Genomic DNA, 16,267 nt, shown 5'->3' with positions numbered 1-16,267 from the left:
CGTGATGCGCTCTGACAAAGCGCCGTACCACCCCAACCGCGAATTGCCCTGCCGTTGGGCCTCAGTACAGCCCGCCCGTCCCCGACCGCATCACAGCGCGGTCCGCGTCCGGTGAGATTCCCGGCTGCTGGGTGCCGTCGATCACATCGGTGCCGGCGACCAACGTCGGATCATAGAACGGCGGCGCCTGGCCCGGCTTGAAGGCTTCGAGCACCACGCCCCGGTTCTGACCAGGCGTGGCGCGCAGGCCGGTCTTGGCATCAACCAGCACCAGCCGGATGCCGACCGGCTGCTTGAACGGGGTGGCGGGCTTGTCGGCCAGCGCGAGCTTCAGGAAGTCGCGCGCGATCGGCGCGGCGGTGTGGCCGGCCTGCGCGTTGCGGCCGAGCGAGCGCGGCTTGTCGTAGCCGACATAGAGGCCGACCACGAGGTCCGGCGAGAAGCCGACGAACCAGAGGTCCTTGGCCTCGTTCGAGGTGCCGGTCTTGCCGGCGAGCGGCTTGCCGACGTCCTTCAGCGCAGTGCCGGTACCGGCCTGAATCACGCCCTCCATCAGCGAGGTGATCTGGTAGGCGGTCATCGCGTCGAGCACCCTTTCGCGGCGGTCGACGAGCTGCGGCTCGGGCTGATTCTTCCAGCCCTCCGGCGCGTCGCAGCCGCGGCATTCGCGCTGGTCGTGCCGGAAGATGGTGTGGCCGTAGCGGTCCTGGATGCGGTCGATCAGGGTCGGCTTCACGCGGACGCCGCCATTGGCGATCATCGAATAGGCCGTGGCCATCCGCATCACCGTGGTCTCGCCGGCGCCGAGCGCGTAGGCGAGATAGTTCGGCAATTCGTCATAGACGCCGAAGCGCTTGGCATACTCGCCGATCACAGGCATGCCGATCTCCTGCGCCAGCCGCACCGTCACGGTGTTGAGCGACAGGCGGAGCGCGTTGCGCAGCGTGACCTGGCCCTGATACTTGCCGGTGGAGAAGTTCTCCGGCCGCCAGATGTTGCCCTGTCCCTGGTCGATCTCGATCGGCCCGTCGATCATCACGGTCGATCCGGTGTAGCCATTGTCCAGCGCCGTCGAATAGACGATCGGCTTGAACGTCGAGCCGGGCTGCCGATAGGCCTGCGTCGCGCGGTTGAACTGGCTCTGGTCGAACGAGAAGCCGCCGACCATCGCAAGCACACGGCCGGTGTGCGGATCCATCGCCACCATCGCGCCCGACAGTTCGGGAATCTGGCGCAGCCGGTACTGGCCTTCGACGGCCTTGCCGTCCTTGAACAGCGGATCGGCGTAGATGACGTCGCCGGGCTGCAGCACCTGCGCCACCGATGTCGGCGTCTTGCCCTTGTACGGCCCGGACAACGCCCTCGCCCATCGCACGCCTTCCAGCGTGACGATGCCGGTCTCGCGCTGCTTGCTGATGGCGCCGCCAAGTTCGCGGCCGGGCTGGAAGCCGATCCGCGCCGACTGGTCGTTGCTCTCAAGCACCACCGCCATCCGCCACGGCGAGATGTCCGAGAGCGACTTGATTTCGGCGAGCGGAACGCCCCAGTCGCCGGTGAGGTCGAGCCTCTGGATCGCGCCGCGATAGCCCTGCTGCTCGTCATAGTTCACGAGCCCCGCCACCATGGCCTTGCGCGCCATCACCTGGACCTTGGGGTCGAGCGTGGTGCGCACCGAGAGGCCGCCCTCATAGAGCTTCTTCTCGCCATAGCGCTCGAAGATGTCGCGGCGGACTTCTTCGGAGAAATATTCGCCGGCGAAGGTGTGCGCGCCGTTGCTGCGGTTGGTCACGGTCAGCGGATCCTTGCGCGCCTTGTCGGCATCCGCAGCGGTAATCCAGCCGTTCTCCTGCAGGCGGTCGATCACGTAATTGCGCCGCTCGATGGCGCGCGCACGGTTGCGCACCGGATGCAGGCTGGCCGGCATTTTCGGCAACGCCGCCAGATAGGCCGCTTCCGAGATCGTCAGTTCGTTGACGGACTTGTCGAAATAGACCAGCGAGGCCGCCGCGATGCCGTAGGCACCGAGGCCGAGGTAGATCTCGTTGAGATAGAGCTCGAGGATCTTGTCCTTGGAATAGGCCCGCTCGATTCGCATCGCCAGCAGGGCTTCCTTGATCTTGCGGGTGAACGACACCTCGTTGGTCAACAGGAAGTTCTTGGCGACCTGCTGGGTGATCGTGGAAGCACCCTGCGGACGGCGGTTGGAACCGAAGTTCTGGATGTAGGAGACGCCGGCGCGCGCCATGCCGGTATAGTCGATGCCGCCGTGCTCGTAGAAATTCTTGTCCTCGGCGGCAAGGAAGGCGTTGATCACGAGCTTCGGCACGGCCTGGATCGGCAGATAGAGCCTGCGTTCCTTGGCGAATTCGCCCAGCAGCGATCCATCAGCCGCGTGCACGCGGGTCATCACCGGCGGCTCGTAGTTCTGGAGTTGCGAATAGTCGGGCAGGTCCTTGGAAAAATGCCAGAACAGCCCTGCGACCGCGGCGAGACCAGCCAGGAACAGGATGGTTCCTGCGGTGAACAGGAACCCGAAGAACCGCAACAGAAATTTCATCGACCAGATTTTCCGTGGCGAATACGTCGCTCGTTCTGAGTGCGCTGCGTGCCACTTAGGCCGCCCGGTATATCGGTCGCACCATGGACCTGCAATTCAACACAGGAGAATTAAAGCGCGCCGGGCGTCAAACTTATGCCATAGAGCCCGGCTCGCGCGCGCGGCCAAATCAGCCCCTCCCCGCTCCTCGGCCGCTCCGCTGGACTGCATCGACCCCCCGGCCTTCCATTCCTCGATTCGCCGGGCGCTCGGCGGACGGCACTCCAGCAACCGATCGCTGCGCTTGCGCGGCGAGCCGGTTGCGAAAGAAAAGCGCAGGCCGGACCGAGCGCTTGCACTACCCGGCTGCCGTTCGAGGTGCTGTGTCGTCAGAAACCGGTGGACAGTGCCGGCCAGCCGACAGGATTAATGGTTTGTTAACCATGTCTACCGCAAGTTGTTGCCATACACGCGACTCGCGGGGGCTGGTTCGCATGGCACTGCGCGGATTTAGACGGCCCTTTACGGCCGACCCGAACGTCCTCGGATTTCCGAGACCTCCCACATCAGCGATGGGCACCGAAGCCCTGGACTTGGTCTATCAGGCGGCGGATCTGTTCCGCAGCATCGAGGACCGGGCCCGCGCCGGCGAGGCGCGCGCCGAGGCCGCCGAACAGGCGCAGCTCGAAATCATCGCCGCCACCGAGCGCAAGCTGAGGGACGCGTCCCGGGCACTCGAGGAGGCCCGGCGGCGTATCGAGTCCCAACAGGAGCAGCTCGACGCCGCCGAGTTCCGGGCCCAGGCCGCCGAAGCCGAGGCGCGTGAAGCCAGGCAATCGCTGGCCCTGGTCGAGGATGCGATCCGCCGGCGCCTGCTGCTCACAAGCGGGCATGACAACGGCAGGTCGACTGCCGTCGCCTGACGCGAGATCGATTTCGCAGACGCCGCGCCCTCGCCCGGCCGCTGCCAACATGCCATCGCGCAACGGCAATCAGTAGCCGCCCGCAAGCCCCGAATTGCGGCGCGGATCGTTCGCCCCATAGAAGCGATTGTTGCCGACCGGCTTGCCGTCCAGCGACGGCGCCCCGATGATGATGACCGCGAGGTGATTGGCCGGCTGCGGCGGACCGAACGTCTGGCCCATGCCTTCCAAAATCTTCCGCGTGTCCGGCGATAGCGTGAAGTCCTCGAGGTTGGTCGCCTCCGGAAGCCATTGCTGGTGGAAGCGCGGCATGTCCACGGCTTCCTGCGCGTCCATGCCGTAGTCGATGGCGTTGATCATCGTCAGCAGCACGGCGGTGATGATGCGGCTGCCGCCCGGAGTCCCGACCACCATAACCGGCTTGCCGTCCCTGGTGACGATGGTCGGGCTCATCGAGGACAGCGGACGCTTGCCGGGGACGATGGAATTGGCCTCCCCCTGCACCAGGCCGTAAAGGTTCGGTACGCCGACCTTGGCGGTGAAGTCGTCCATCTCGTCGTTCAGGAGCACGCCGGTCTTGGCCGCGGTCACCTTGGCGCCGAACCAGTCGTTCAGCGTGTAAGTCACCGACACCGCGTTGCCGTCCTTGTCGGCGATCGAATAGTGCGTGGTGTTGCTGCCCTCGTGCGGCGGAACGCCTGGCTTGATGTCCCTGGACACGCCGGCCTTGGCCGGGTCGATCACGGCGCGGATCTTCGCGGCGTAATTCTTGTCGAGCAAACGCTCGAGCGGATTCTTCACGAAGTCGGGGTCACCGAGATAGCTGTTGCGATCGACATAAGCGTGGCGCATCGCCTCGATCTGGTAGTGCACCGCCTGCGCGGAATGGTAGCCGAGCTGCTTCAGCGGATAGCCCTCGAGGATGTTCAGGATCTCGCAGATCACCACGCCACCCGAGCTTGGCGGCGGTGCCGAGACCACGTGGTAGCCGCGATAGTCGCATTCGACCGGCGCGAGTTCGCGAACCTTGTAATTGTCGAGATCCTCCTGCGTGAGCAGGCCCTTGCCGGCCTGGCTCGAGGCGACGATCGCCGCCCCTACCCAGCCCTTGTAAAAGCCGTCGGTGCCGCGCTTGCTGATCTCGCGCAGCGTCTCGGCGAGTTCGTGCTGCGTCAGCCGCTCGCCGACCTGGAACGGCTTGCCGTTGTTGAGGAAGATCGCGCCCGAGGCCGGATCATCCTGAAAATCCTTGGTCGAGGTCTGCAGCATGCTGACGTCGCCCTGGTCCAGCACGAAGCCGTCCTCGGCGAGTTGCAGCGCCGGCGCGATGACGTCCGCGCGCTTCATCGTGCCGTATTTCTCGCGCGCATATTCCATGCCGGCCACCGAGCCGGGCACGCCGACGGCGAGATGCCCCTTGGTCGACAGGCCATTGATGACGTTGCCGTCCTTGTCGAGATACATGTTGGCGGTGGCGCCCTTCGGCGCTGTCTCGCGGAAATCCAGGAAGGTCTTGCGGCCGTCGGCGAGCTGGATGGTCATGAAGCCGCCGCCACCGAGGTTGCCGGCGGCGGGATAGGCCACCGCCAGCGCGTAACCGACCGCGACGGCGGCGTCGACCGCGTTGCCGCCCCGCTTCAGCACCTCGATGCCGACCTGCGTCGCGAGATGCTGCGCGGATACCACCATGCCGTTCTCGGCGGCGACCGGCGCCACCGACGCCGCGCGCGCGGGACCAGCCGACGCGATGCCGATCGAAACCATCGCGGCGGCGATCCACCGCGCGCGCATCGTTGAATTTTGCATGGAAGCCTCCCGGGACCTGCGCCGACTATCGCGGCTTTACGACCTTAGCGCGCGAACCTAGCAGGCCGCTCGCATGCGCACTATAGGCCCTCGCCGCGCATCCGCAGCCGGCTGTGGCGTCTACCGTAGGCCGCATAGATCGCCAGCCCGATCACGAGCCACACCGCGAGCCTGATCCAGGTGTCGAGCGGCAGGCCGAACATCAGGAACAGCGAGGTTCCGGCGGCAGCCGGGGCCACCAGCCAGATCGCCGGCGCCTTGAACGGGCGCGGCAATTGCGGATCGCGCACGCGCAGCACCAGCGTTCCGATCGAGACCACGGTGAATGCGAACAGCGTGCCGATCGAAACGAGCTCGCCGACCAGTCCGATCGGCAGCAGGCCACCGAGAATGGCGGCGACGGTGCCGGCGAAGATGGTCGAGACATGGGGGGTTTGGAAGCGCGGATGGATCTTTGCGGCAAAGCCCGGCAGCAGCCCGTCATGCGCCATGGCGCGGAAGATCCGCGGTTGCGCCAGCAGCATGATGAGGATCACCGACGTCAGCCCGAACAGGATGCCGAGCTTGATGAAGGGACCGAGCCAGCCGATGCCAACCGCATCGATGCCGACGGCGATCGGATCCGGCACGCTGAGCTTGTCATACGGCACGATGCCGGTCAGCACGAAGCCGACCGCGACATAGAGCGCGGCGCAGATCACGAGCGAGCCGAGGATGCCGATCGGCATGTCGCGCGCCGGCGTCTTCGCCTCCTGCGCCGCGGTCGAGATCGCATCGAAGCCGATATAGGCGAAGAACACCACCGCCGCGCCGCGGACCACGCCGGACCAGCCGAATGCGCCGGGACCGGCATTCGGCGGGATCAGCGCGCCCTCCGGATTGCCCGCCGTCACCCAGTTCGCCAACGATACCGAGGAGGCTGCAGCGGCGAGAAACAACGCGATGACGACGAGCTTGACCACGACGACGAAGCCGGTGAAGCGCGCGGACTCGCGAATGCCGACCACGAGCAGCGTGGTGACGAACGCAATGATCAGCATCGCCGGGATGTTGATGACCGCGCCGGTCGACGACCAGGCCCCGGTGTTGGTGTCGTAGGCGAGCGGCGCCGAGGTGAATTGTTGCGGCAGGTTGATGCCGAAATCACGCATGAAGCTGACGAAATAGCCGGACCATCCGACCGAGACCGCGATCGCGCCGACGGCATATTCGAGGATCAGGTCCCAGCCGATGATCCAGGCGATCAATTCGCCGAGCGTGGCATAAGCGTAAGTATAGGAGCTGCCGGAGATCGGCACGGTCGACGACATCTCGGCGTAGCACAGGCCGGCAAAGGCGCAGGCGACCGCACCGAGCATGAAGGAAAGCGTGACGGCGGGGCCGGCATTGGCTGCGGCCGCGTGCCCCGTCAGCACGAAAATGCCGGCGCCGATGATGCCGCCGATGCCGAGCGTGACCAGTTGCAACGCCGAGAGCGAGCGTTTGAAGGCCGGCGTCTCCGCGTCGCCGTCGGCGCGTGCCGCCTCCCGCAACAGATCCGCGGTCGACTTTCGGTCCCAGAAACCGGCCAGGGTGTCTGTCACGCCAGCTGCCCTCCGCCGCTCGGGCCCGGCGGGGCCCGACACGATCTGCGGACTATAACGCGCCCGACGTCCTGGCGTTCGGGCGCGGCGCGACGGCCGACGCGCTTATCCACCGCCAAGAACGACAGCCAAGCGTGGTGCAGGGCCCTATTGGCAGGGATGGCGGCGACCGTCGCGGCCAAGGAAGGTGCCGGACGCAGGATCGAACGAATGGTAGCGTGCGCAAGACGAGGACGGCGCCGCCGGCATGGCCCCATAGGCATTCGCCGGGTTGCCGCCACGTTGCGCCGCCTGCTGGGCCTCACCCCACGGCGTCAGGGCGCCGCCGTTGATCGCGCTCCGCCCCGGATTCTGCGCGTCGAAAAGCGCCGGCTCCGAGATCTGGGCCGAGACTGGCGTGAACGTCATTCCCACGAGCAGCACAGCGGCTGCAACGGCCTTGAGTCCGGCCATAGGACCTCTCCGATGCATCAATTGAAATTCGCCCAGGAAACTGCACAGGGGCGGCATCGCCGTCCCTTGTGCAACCGATGTGGTGACGGCCAAGGTCCCGATGCAGGGGACCATCAGGTCACAATGCCGCGAGGCAGCCGTCGCCGTGGCACGACGACCGCGACGCGCGACGGCCGCCTGGTCCGCGCTTCACCGATTATGCACGTCAGGCCGTGGATCGGAGACGAACCCATCGCGGTTCGGCATCTTGACGGCGGCGAGCGACTTCGCATCGAGCACCGCATTGGCGGGAACGATGCCGTTGAGGCTGAGGATGTAGGCGGACACCGCGTAGACGTCCTCATTGCTCAGCGACTGTGGCGCGTTCTGCGGCATCGCGCGGCGGATATAGTCGAACAAGGTCGAGGCATAGGGCCAGTAGCTGCCGACGGTGCGGATCGGCTTTGGGCTCGCCAGGGTGCCCTGTCCGCCGACCAGGCGATCACCGACACCGCCCTGCCCGCTGTCGCCATGGCACGCCGCGCATTGCTCGCTGAACACGATGCGGCCGCGCTCGACGCTGCCGCTACCCGGCGGCAACGCCGTGCCGTCACGGCCGATGTCGATGTTCCAGCCGGCGATCTCCGCCGGCGTCGCCTCGCGGCCGATGCCGTAGCGCTCCTCGGCATGAACGGCGACGCCGTGCATCGCGATCGCGCTCACCAGCGCGGCGGTCTTCAGATTACGCCTGGCCATTGGTCACCTCGCCATTCGCATCGATGCGCCAGGGCCAGATCGCGTTGTTATGGTAGAACGAGTTGAGACCGCGTACCGCCACCAATTCCGCCAGCGTCGGCTGCACGTAGCCGGTCTCGTCGATGGCGCGGCTCTGGATCACTGCGGGGGTGCCGTCCCAGTGCCAGGGCAAACGGAAGCGCGTGAGCGCGCGCGTCAGCACCGGCTCCTGCAGCTCGGCCTGTTGCCAGCTCTTGCCTTCGTCGAGCGAGATCTCGACGCTCTTGATCTTGCCGTGGCCGCTCCAGGCTATCCCGGTGATCTCGTGAAAGCCGTGAGTGGTCAGCTTCTGACCGCCGGACGGCCGCGTGATGATCGACTTGGCCTCCATGTAGAAGGTGAATTCGCGCGACGTGCCGTCCGGCATCGGGTCGGTGTATTTCGAGGTCTCCTCGCGCGAATAGGCCGGCTCGGCGACCACCTTGAGCCGGCGCAGCCATTTCACGTTCATGTTGCCCTCGAAGCCTGGCAGCAACAGGCGCAGCGGATAGCCCTGCTGCGGACGCAGCCGCTCGCCGTTCTGGCTGTAGACCAGCATGGCGTCGTCGAGGCATTTCTCGATCGGGATCGAGCGCGTCAACGCGGCGGCATCGGCGCCTTCGGCGACGATCCATTTGGCGCCCGCCTGCAGGCCTGCTTCGTCCAGCACGGTCTTCAACGGCACGCCGGTCCATTCCGCGCAGCTCAGCAGGCCGACGAGGTCGGAGGCCGTCTTGCCGTAGGGCTTGGTGTAGACCGGATTGCCGGAGCACTCGAGGAAGTGGATGCGCGACTGCGACGGAAAGCGGCGGATGTCCTCCATCGTGAACACCAGAGGGCGATCGACCATGCCGTGCAACATCAGCCGGTGCTCGGCCGGATCGATGGTCGGCACGCCGCCGTGGTGGCGTTCGTAGAACAGCCCGTTCGGCGTGATGATGCCGTCGAGCTCCTGCAACGGCGTGCGGCCCGACGCGGAGATGTATTGCGGCAGCGCCTTCGAGATGTTCTTGACGACGCCCTTCTCGTGCTCCGATGGCGTGCCATAGGGCTGGCTTCCCATCGGATCGCCGGGCGCTTTCATCCATGCCGGCACGTTGGGCGGAAGATTATTCCCCTGTTCGGCAAGCGCGGTAGAACCGCCAACTCCCGCGATCGCGGAGCCACCGGCCAGTGCTGCGCCCGCCTGAAGGAATCGCCTGCGAGACGCCTCTCGCACGCGCTTGTCCGTCGTGTGTTCGCTCATCGACGTTTTCCTCTGACGTTACCAGAGCATGATCCGGAAAAGTGGGAAGCGGTTTTCCGAGAGGATCATGCCAGGACAACAACCTGAAGCACGATGACGATTCATCGTGCTTCAGCGCAGCCTAACACCAAACGCCCGAGGCGAGGCAACGCTCGCGCGCGCAGAGCTGCATCGACGGCGCGTTGTGGCCATTGCCCGCCGGTCCTGACCCGCATGGCCACTCACATCCGTTCGCCGGGCAATTGACTGGCTTGCTTCACCCAGGCGGTGAACTGGGCTTCGTCGAGCTCGTCGTTCTCATGAATATCGAGATAACGCGTGTGCTGCTGCTTGGACTCGCCCGGCGGCACCGGATGCAGCGATGCGCCGCGAAAGAACGCCACTTTGACATAGTGCTTGAAGACATGGATGCCGAGGAACCAGCCATCGCCTTCGATGCCGTAGAGCGGCGAGTTCCATTTCACCGCCTTGTGCACGCCGGGGATGGTACGCACGATGAGCGCGTCAAGCTTGCATCCGACGTCGCGCTTCCACCCCGGCATCGCCGCGATAAAGGCTTGCACCGGAGCGTCACCATACCCCTTTGCGATCTGCGGATTGCCGCCTGCGAGCAGGCGGGGCTTTGCAGCCCCACACTTCGCAGCTCCCTTCCTTGCGCTCTTCGCCGACGTCTTGGGCGTCCTGCCAGCCATTGTGCTGTTCTCACCGTTCATGCGCCGCGCGCGACGCAGCGTCCGCCCTCTCAAAGCGAGTCATGTCGGCTACGCATCCACATTGTCGTCCGACCGCGCGTGTTCGAGGCGACGTATCGACGCGCGGGGGTCGTTTGCTTGCGCTGGTCGAGCATCTAGTCGATCACCGGCGGCGTGCCGTGGGTGTGAAACGATTCGATCGTCTTCAACCCCCAGGCCTGGCCCTTCTTGCGCTCCTCCTCGGTCCACACGATCGGCTTCCAGTCCGGCGCGAGGATCAGGCGGGCTCCTGCGTTGGCGACCTCGACGCGATTGCCGCCGGGCTCGTAGACGTAAAGAAAGAACGTCTGCTGGATCGCATGCTTGTGCGGTCCGGTTTCGATATGCACGCCGTTCTCGAGAAAAATATCCGCCGCGCGCAGGATCTCCTCGCGGCTGTCGAGCGCGTAGGTCACGTGATGGAAGCGGCCCATCTTGCCGTAATGATCGCGGGTATAGGCGAAGTCGTAGCTCTTGTTCGACATCGTCATCCACATCGCCGCTTCCGTGCCGTCATTGAGCACGATCTGCTCGGTGGTGCGGCATCCCAGATAGTTTTCGAAGAACAGGCGGTTGGCCTTGATGTCGACCGCGAGGCAGTTGAGATGGTCGAGCCGGCGGACGTTGACGCCGCGCGCCGGAAAGCGCTGCGCCTGGTTCTTCAGCGCCGGCTTCAGCTCGGCCGGCGCCTCGTACCATTCGGTCTCGTAATAGAGCTCGATGACATGGCCGTCGGGATCGCGGCATCGGAATGCCGGTCCCTGCCCCATGTCGCCATCGATCCAGCCGATGTCGAAACCCGAGCCTTTTAGCGCCGCGACGCGGCGCTCGAGCGCCTGCGCGCTGCGGGCCCGCAGCGCCATATGCTCCATGCCGGAGGTGTTCGATGCGGTCAGCTTCAGCGAGTAGCGCTCGTAATCGTCCCAGCCGCGCAGATAGACCGACTCGCCCTTCCGGCCGCTGGCCGTCATGCCCATGACATCGACGAAGAACTTCAGGCTCTCGTCGGGCTTCGGCGTCAGCAGCTCCATGTGCCCGAGATGCGCGAGATCGACGATCGGTTCCGACTGCATGGGGCGGTCTCCTTCCACGACGACGACGCCCGATCGACGGCTTGCCGCTCTGGCGCGCGAGCTTCGGTGCGTCGATTTGTACTAGTGTACAAAGGATTAGGTCCCGTCAACAAAATGTTGATCCCGGAAATTGCGGCAGCCGTTGAGGCCAGCATCCGCGCCTGGCCCTTCGACACCATCACCGGTGCCGGACCGTGCGGCCCGTATAGGGTCGCCGACACCGTCAGCGCAATGGCGAGCGCGCACACCATACAGAGCTTCATCCGCGCGGTGCGGCGATCGGTCATCGGCAGGAAGAAGAAGAACGCGATTGCCAGAACGAGGAGCGCATTCACGAGAATGTACATGGCGGAGCCTTCTTGTTGCGTATCAACAAGATGGCCGGCGCTCGCGCCGCATTCCGTGGCTGAAATCACATATTGAAAGCGGCCGCGGCCGGCGGTCAGGCGACCGAGACGGCCCTCTCGCGATGCGACGACAGCAGTTTGCGGATTTCGACATCCGGCACCGGCCGGCTGAACAGAAAGCCCTGCATCTCGGTGCAGCCGAGGGTGCGGAGCAGGTTGCGCTGTTGCTCGGTCTCGACGCCCTCCGCGGTCGTCGTCATGTCGCTCGCGGCGGCAATGTTCACGACGGCCTGGACGATGGTGGACGACGCGCCGGTACCCGCGAGATCCTTGATGAAGGCGCGATCGATCTTGATCTTGTCGAAGGGGAAGCGCTGCAGATAGCTCAACGACGAATAGCCGGTGCCGAAATCGTCGAGCGCGATCCGGACGCCGAGCTCGCGCAGCTGATGCAGGATATCGAGCGCGGCCTCGTCGTCACGGATCAGCACCGCTTCAGTGATCTCGAGCTCGAGCCGCGAGGGCGCGAGCCCCGACGCCGCGAGCGCGGCGGCGACGTTCAGCGCCAGCGTCTGGCTTTTGAACTGGATCGGAGACACGTTGACCGCGACGTTGATGTGATCCGGCCAGTTCACGGCTTCCCGGCACGCGGTGTTGAGCACCCAGTGCCCGAGATCGTTGATCAGGCCGGTATCCTCGGCGACCGGGATGAAATCTGCCGGCGAGATGGTGCCGCGTTCGGGATGCCGCCAGCGCACCAGTGCCTCGCAACAGCTGACCCGGCCATCCTCGAGATGGAGCAGCGGCTGATAGTGCAGCTCGAAGCTGCCGTCGGCGATGGCCTGGCGCAACTCCAGTTCGAGGCTGCGCCGCGCCTTGGCGCGCGCATCCATGCCGGCCTCGAAGAACCGGTAGGTGCGGCGGCCATCGCTCTTCGCGCCATAGAGCGCGAGGTCCGCGTTGCGCAGCAATTGATCGAGGTCGAGGCCGTCGGCGGGCGCGACCGCGATGCCGATGCTGGCGTCGGTCGTGATCAGGTGCCCGCTGCAATCGATCGGCTGGCGGATGGTCTGATAGATCGCGGCCAGGAGCTGCATGGTCTCGGTCTGATCGCGGACCGCAGTCTGGATCACCGCAAACTCGTCGCCGCCGAGGCGCGCCGCCACATCGGTCCCCCCGACGCAGGAGCGCAGGCGTTCGGCGATGGCCCTCAGCAGCTCGTCGCCGATCTGATGGCCGAGCGCGTCGTTGACGCTCTTGAACTCGTCGATGTCGATATACATGACCGCGATCTGTTCGCCGGGTCCGATCGCCGTCAGCGCCTGCTCGAGGCGCTGACGGAACAGCAGGCGGTTGGGCAGATCGGTGAGAGCGTCATAGTGCGCCATATGCGCGATCTTGTTCTCGGTGCGCGTCCGCTCGGTGATGTCCTCGATGGTCGCCACCCATCCGCCCTCCGGCAGCGGCTTGTTGACGATCTCGATCGCGCGCCCGCCCGGCGCCTCAGTCAGCTGACGCGTCCCGCGGCCAAGCTTCACATTGCGGATGATGGCATCGCAGAATTCGTCGACGTCGCCATCGAACGAGCCGGTCTCCTGCCGGTGCTCGATCAGCCGCTGCATGGTGCAGCCGGGCTTCGCCACATCAGGCGAGAGCCCGAACATCTCGATGTAGGGACGATTGCAGATGATGATGCGCGCCGACGCATCGTAGAGCACGAGCCCCTGCGGAATGTTGTCCACGGCGGTCATGAGATTGCGGCGTTCGGTGGCGAGCCGCGCGTCGGAGATTTCATGCCGCTTCAGCAACAGGAAAACGATCACGGCCATGATCGCGAAGGCCGCCATCAAGAGGCCTTCGCGCTCGCTCCACTGCGCGGTCACGCTTCCGAACAGGCTGCCGACGAGCAGGCCGGCACAGAACGCCAGCCCCTTGGTCGAGCCGGCGTCGGCATTTCCTGACGATGAATTGCGGTGTTCGATGCGCACGCTGATCTCTCCCGGGCGCGGCATCGTTACGCAGCACTGATGGAAAGGTCGTTACAACTCGCAGTTAGCAATCGGTTACACGATACCTGGAGACAGAGCGTAACACATCGCGCCGAAACCTCCGTAAACCTACGGAGCTGCCGATGCACTCCTCGAAGATGGTGAATCCCGCGTTAACGGAAAAACCGCGAAACAAACCCGGCTGTGCCGGAAAGCGACGATTTCGCCGCCGATGGGCGCGACCGAGCGCAATCTCGCTGCACGATAGAAACAAATCGTCACCGGGAAGGTGTAGATTTAGCCGATGCGCAACCTCGGCGATTTAACGGTTTCTCTAAACCCGGGCGCGCATATTGGTCCGGACATTTAGATTTTGCGAACGAGCCAGGCTGGAACTGTGACATCCTTCGGACGTGTGATCTCTGTGCGCGGCTCGCAGGCCCGGGTTGGGCTGCTGACGGGCGGCCAGATGCAGTTTTCGGAAATGCGCGCGACCGTCGGCCGGTTCGTCAGCATCCGCTGCGCGAGTTCGGTCATCGTTGCCATGATCACCGAAGTGTCGTGCGAGAACCTGCCGGCGTCCGACGAATACATGGCGACCGCCTCGGTCGACCTGCTCGGCGAAATCCTCGGCGGCGATCGCCCGAAGTTCCAGCGCGGCGTCACCCACTATCCGACCATCGGCGACAGCACCGATCTGATCACCAACCAGGAGCTGCGCACGGTCTATGCGCCGAGCGGCTCGGACCAGATCAATGTCGGCACGCTGCAACAGGACCGTTCGGTCATCGCTTATGTCGACGTCGAGGAGATGCTGTCCAAGCACTTCGCGGTGCTCGGCTCGACCGGCGTCGGCAAATCCACCGGCGTGTCGCTGCTGCTCAACGAGATCCTGAAGTCGCGGCCGAACCTGCGCATCTTCCTGCTCGACGTGCACAACGAATACGGCCGCTGCTTCGGCGAGCGCGCGCAGGTGCTCAACCCGCGAAACCTGAAGCTGCCGTTCTGGCTGTTCAACTTCGAAGAGATCGTCGACGTGCTGTTCGGCGGCCGGCCCGGCGTGCCCGAAGAACTCGACATCCTCGCCGAAGTGATCCCGATGGCGAAGGGCATTTACACCCAGTACCAGAACTCCGACCGGGTCGGTCTCGGGCTCAAGCGGGTCGACCCCAAGCAGGTCGGCTACACCGTCGATACGCCGGTGCCCTATCGCCTCGTCGACCTGATCTCGCTGATCGACGAGCGCATGGGCAAGCTCGAGAACCGCTCCTCGCGCATCATCTATCACAAGCTGATCTCGCGCATCGACGCGGTGCGCAACGATCCGCGCTACGCCTTCATGTTCGACAACGCCAATGTCGGCGGCGACACCATGGCCGAGGTGATCAGCCATCTGTTCCGTCTGCCCGCCAACGGCAAGCCGATGACCATCATGCAGCTCGCGGGCTTCCCGGCCGAAGTCGTCGATTCCGTGGTGTCGGTGCTGTGCCGCATGGCGTTCGATTTCGGGCTGTGGAGCGACGGCGTCTCGCCGATGCTGTTCGTCTGCGAGGAAGCGCACCGCTACGCGTCCGCGGACCGCAACATCGGCTTCGGGCCGACCCGCAAGGCGGTGTCGCGCATCGCCAAGGAAGGCCGCAAATACGGCGTCTATCTCGGCCTGATCACCCAGCGTCCGGCCGAGCTCGACGCGACCATCATCTCCCAGTGCAACACGCTGTTCACGATGCGGCTTGCCAACGACCGCGACCAGGCGCTGCTGCGCTCCGCGGTGTCGGATGCCGCCGCCAATTTGCTGTCGTTCGTGCCTTCGCTCGGCACTCGCGAAGTGCTGGCGTTCGGCGAAGGCGTGGCGCTGCCGACCCGGCTGCGCTTCAAGGAGGTGCCGCCGCACCAGCTGCCGCGCGGCGAAGCCACCATCGCAACGGTGCCGTCGGTCACCGCCGGCCATGACATGCATTTCGTCAGCGCCGTGCTGGAGCGCTGGCGCGGCGCCACCTCGCATCGCGACACGCAGAGCGACGCCAACTTCAACGCTCCCGCACCGCCGCGCACCGTGGCGCCTGCCGAGGCGCCGATGCTGCAGCCGTCACTGGGCCTCGATCCGGACCGCTTCTCGCTCCTGAAGAAGCCACTGCGCTGACGTCATTATGGCAGGACGCCGATGCGCCTTGCGCCCAAGCCGTCATCCACTATGGTTTCGCGTGACGCCGCGTCCCCGCGGCACGCCGGAACCATCTCATGACGCAGCCGACCGCAAAACGCTTCCCGACGCCTGCTCTCGACAAGCTCCCCGAGGATATCCGCACCCGCATCCTGGCGGTGCAGGAGAAGTCCGGCTTCGTGCCGAACGTTTTCCTCACTCTGGCCTACCGCCCTGACGAGTTTCGCGCGTTCTTTGCCTATCACGACGCGCTGATGGAAAAGGACTCCGGCCTCTCCAAGGCCGAACGCGAGATGATCGTGGTGGCGACCAGCGCCGCCAACCAGTGCCAGTATTGCGTGATCGCCCATGGCGCGATCCTGCGCATCCGCGCCAAGAACCCTGAGATCGCCGACCAGATCGCGATCAACTACCGCAAGGCCGACATCACGCCGCGGCAGCGCGCGATGCTCGACTTCGCGATGAAGGTCAGCCGCGCGGCCGAGGAGGTCTCGGAGACGGACTTCGCCGCGCTCGCCGCCCACGGCTTTAGCGACGACGACGTCTGGGATATCGCCGCAGTCGCGGCCTTCTTCGCGCTTTCGAACCGGCTGGCGAACGTCACCGGCATGCGGCCGAACGCCGAGTTCTACATGCTCGGCCGGCAGCCGAAATAGAGGACGCC

At 65.3% G+C, this 16,267-nt stretch carries 12 protein-coding genes and 1 pseudogene; 3 read left to right on the top strand and 10 right to left on the bottom strand.

The window, feature by feature from the left end:
* Nucleotides 1–61: 61 nt before the first annotated feature.
* Nucleotides 62–2,557, bottom strand: coding sequence for a penicillin-binding protein 1A (locus HU230_RS09150; protein WP_176531953.1), 2,496 nt, complete (start codon nucleotides 2,555–2,557; stop codon nucleotides 62–64).
* A gap of 551 nt (nucleotides 2,558–3,108) precedes the next feature.
* Here HU230_RS09150 and HU230_RS09145 point away from each other — a divergent pair.
* Nucleotides 3,109–3,459: a hypothetical protein gene (locus HU230_RS09145; protein ID WP_176531954.1), complete on the top strand. Its 351-nt coding sequence runs from the start codon at nucleotides 3,109–3,111 to the stop codon at nucleotides 3,457–3,459.
* A gap of 69 nt (nucleotides 3,460–3,528) precedes the next feature.
* On the opposite strand, the gene ggt is transcribed toward HU230_RS09145, so the two are convergent.
* The 9 genes and pseudogenes from ggt to HU230_RS09100 form a co-directional block, all read right to left on the bottom strand.
* Nucleotides 3,529–5,265: a gamma-glutamyltransferase gene (gene ggt / locus HU230_RS09140; RefSeq protein ID WP_176531955.1), complete on the bottom strand. Its 1,737-nt coding sequence runs from the start codon at nucleotides 5,263–5,265 to the stop codon at nucleotides 3,529–3,531.
* An 80-nt stretch (nucleotides 5,266–5,345) separates the two neighbouring features.
* The gene (locus HU230_RS09135; protein WP_224943139.1) at nucleotides 5,346–6,848 is read right to left on the bottom strand and encodes an amino acid permease; all 1,503 of its coding nucleotides are present in this window, start codon (nucleotides 6,846–6,848) and stop codon (nucleotides 5,346–5,348) included.
* Between the two features lie 147 nt (nucleotides 6,849–6,995).
* Complete coding sequence (locus tag HU230_RS09130) at nucleotides 6,996–7,301, bottom strand: BA14K family protein (protein ID WP_224924382.1); 306 nt, start codon at nucleotides 7,299–7,301, stop codon at nucleotides 6,996–6,998.
* A 189-nt stretch (nucleotides 7,302–7,490) separates the two neighbouring features.
* Nucleotides 7,491–7,988 carry a c-type cytochrome gene (locus HU230_RS09125; RefSeq protein ID WP_224944127.1) on the bottom strand — a complete coding sequence of 166 codons (498 nt, stop codon included), beginning with the start codon at nucleotides 7,986–7,988 and terminating at the stop codon, nucleotides 7,491–7,493.
* Nucleotides 7,989–8,022: 34 nt separating this feature from the next.
* Nucleotides 8,023–9,300 (bottom strand): sulfite dehydrogenase, encoded by a 1,278-nt coding sequence (gene soxC, locus HU230_RS09120; RefSeq protein ID WP_176531958.1) that lies wholly within the window; start codon nucleotides 9,298–9,300, stop codon nucleotides 8,023–8,025.
* A gap of 221 nt (nucleotides 9,301–9,521) precedes the next feature.
* On the bottom strand, nucleotides 9,522–9,992 hold the full coding sequence (locus tag HU230_RS09115) for a DUF1801 domain-containing protein (RefSeq protein WP_176535085.1): 471 nt from the start codon (nucleotides 9,990–9,992) through the stop codon (nucleotides 9,522–9,524).
* Between the two features lie 155 nt (nucleotides 9,993–10,147).
* On the bottom strand, nucleotides 10,148–11,104 hold the full coding sequence (locus tag HU230_RS09110) for a catechol 2,3-dioxygenase (protein WP_176531959.1): 957 nt from the start codon (nucleotides 11,102–11,104) through the stop codon (nucleotides 10,148–10,150).
* Nucleotides 11,050–11,451, bottom strand: a complete 402-nt coding sequence (locus HU230_RS09105; protein WP_176531960.1) for a hypothetical protein — start codon at nucleotides 11,449–11,451, stop codon at nucleotides 11,050–11,052. The genes HU230_RS09110 and HU230_RS09105 overlap by 55 nt, the downstream gene beginning before the upstream one ends.
* 95 nt (nucleotides 11,452–11,546) lie before the next feature.
* Nucleotides 11,547–13,322, bottom strand: a pseudogene (locus tag HU230_RS09100) (putative bifunctional diguanylate cyclase/phosphodiesterase); the annotation flags it as partial.
* Between the two features lie 514 nt (nucleotides 13,323–13,836).
* Between HU230_RS09100 and HU230_RS09095 the strand changes: the two are divergent.
* A complete protein-coding gene (locus HU230_RS09095; protein ID WP_176531962.1) occupies nucleotides 13,837–15,582 on the top strand; it encodes an ATP-binding protein in 1,746 nt (581 codons plus the stop codon).
* Nucleotides 15,583–15,680: 98 nt separating this feature from the next.
* Nucleotides 15,681–16,259, top strand: a complete 579-nt coding sequence (locus HU230_RS09090) for a peroxidase-related enzyme (RefSeq protein ID WP_176531963.1) — start codon at nucleotides 15,681–15,683, stop codon at nucleotides 16,257–16,259.
* Nucleotides 16,260–16,267 lie beyond the last annotated feature (8 nt).

It is taken from the genome of Bradyrhizobium quebecense (assembly GCF_013373795.3).
Taxonomy (GTDB): domain Bacteria; phylum Pseudomonadota; class Alphaproteobacteria; order Rhizobiales; family Xanthobacteraceae; genus Bradyrhizobium; species Bradyrhizobium quebecense.
This window is presented reverse-complemented; position numbering and strand designations above follow the sequence as displayed.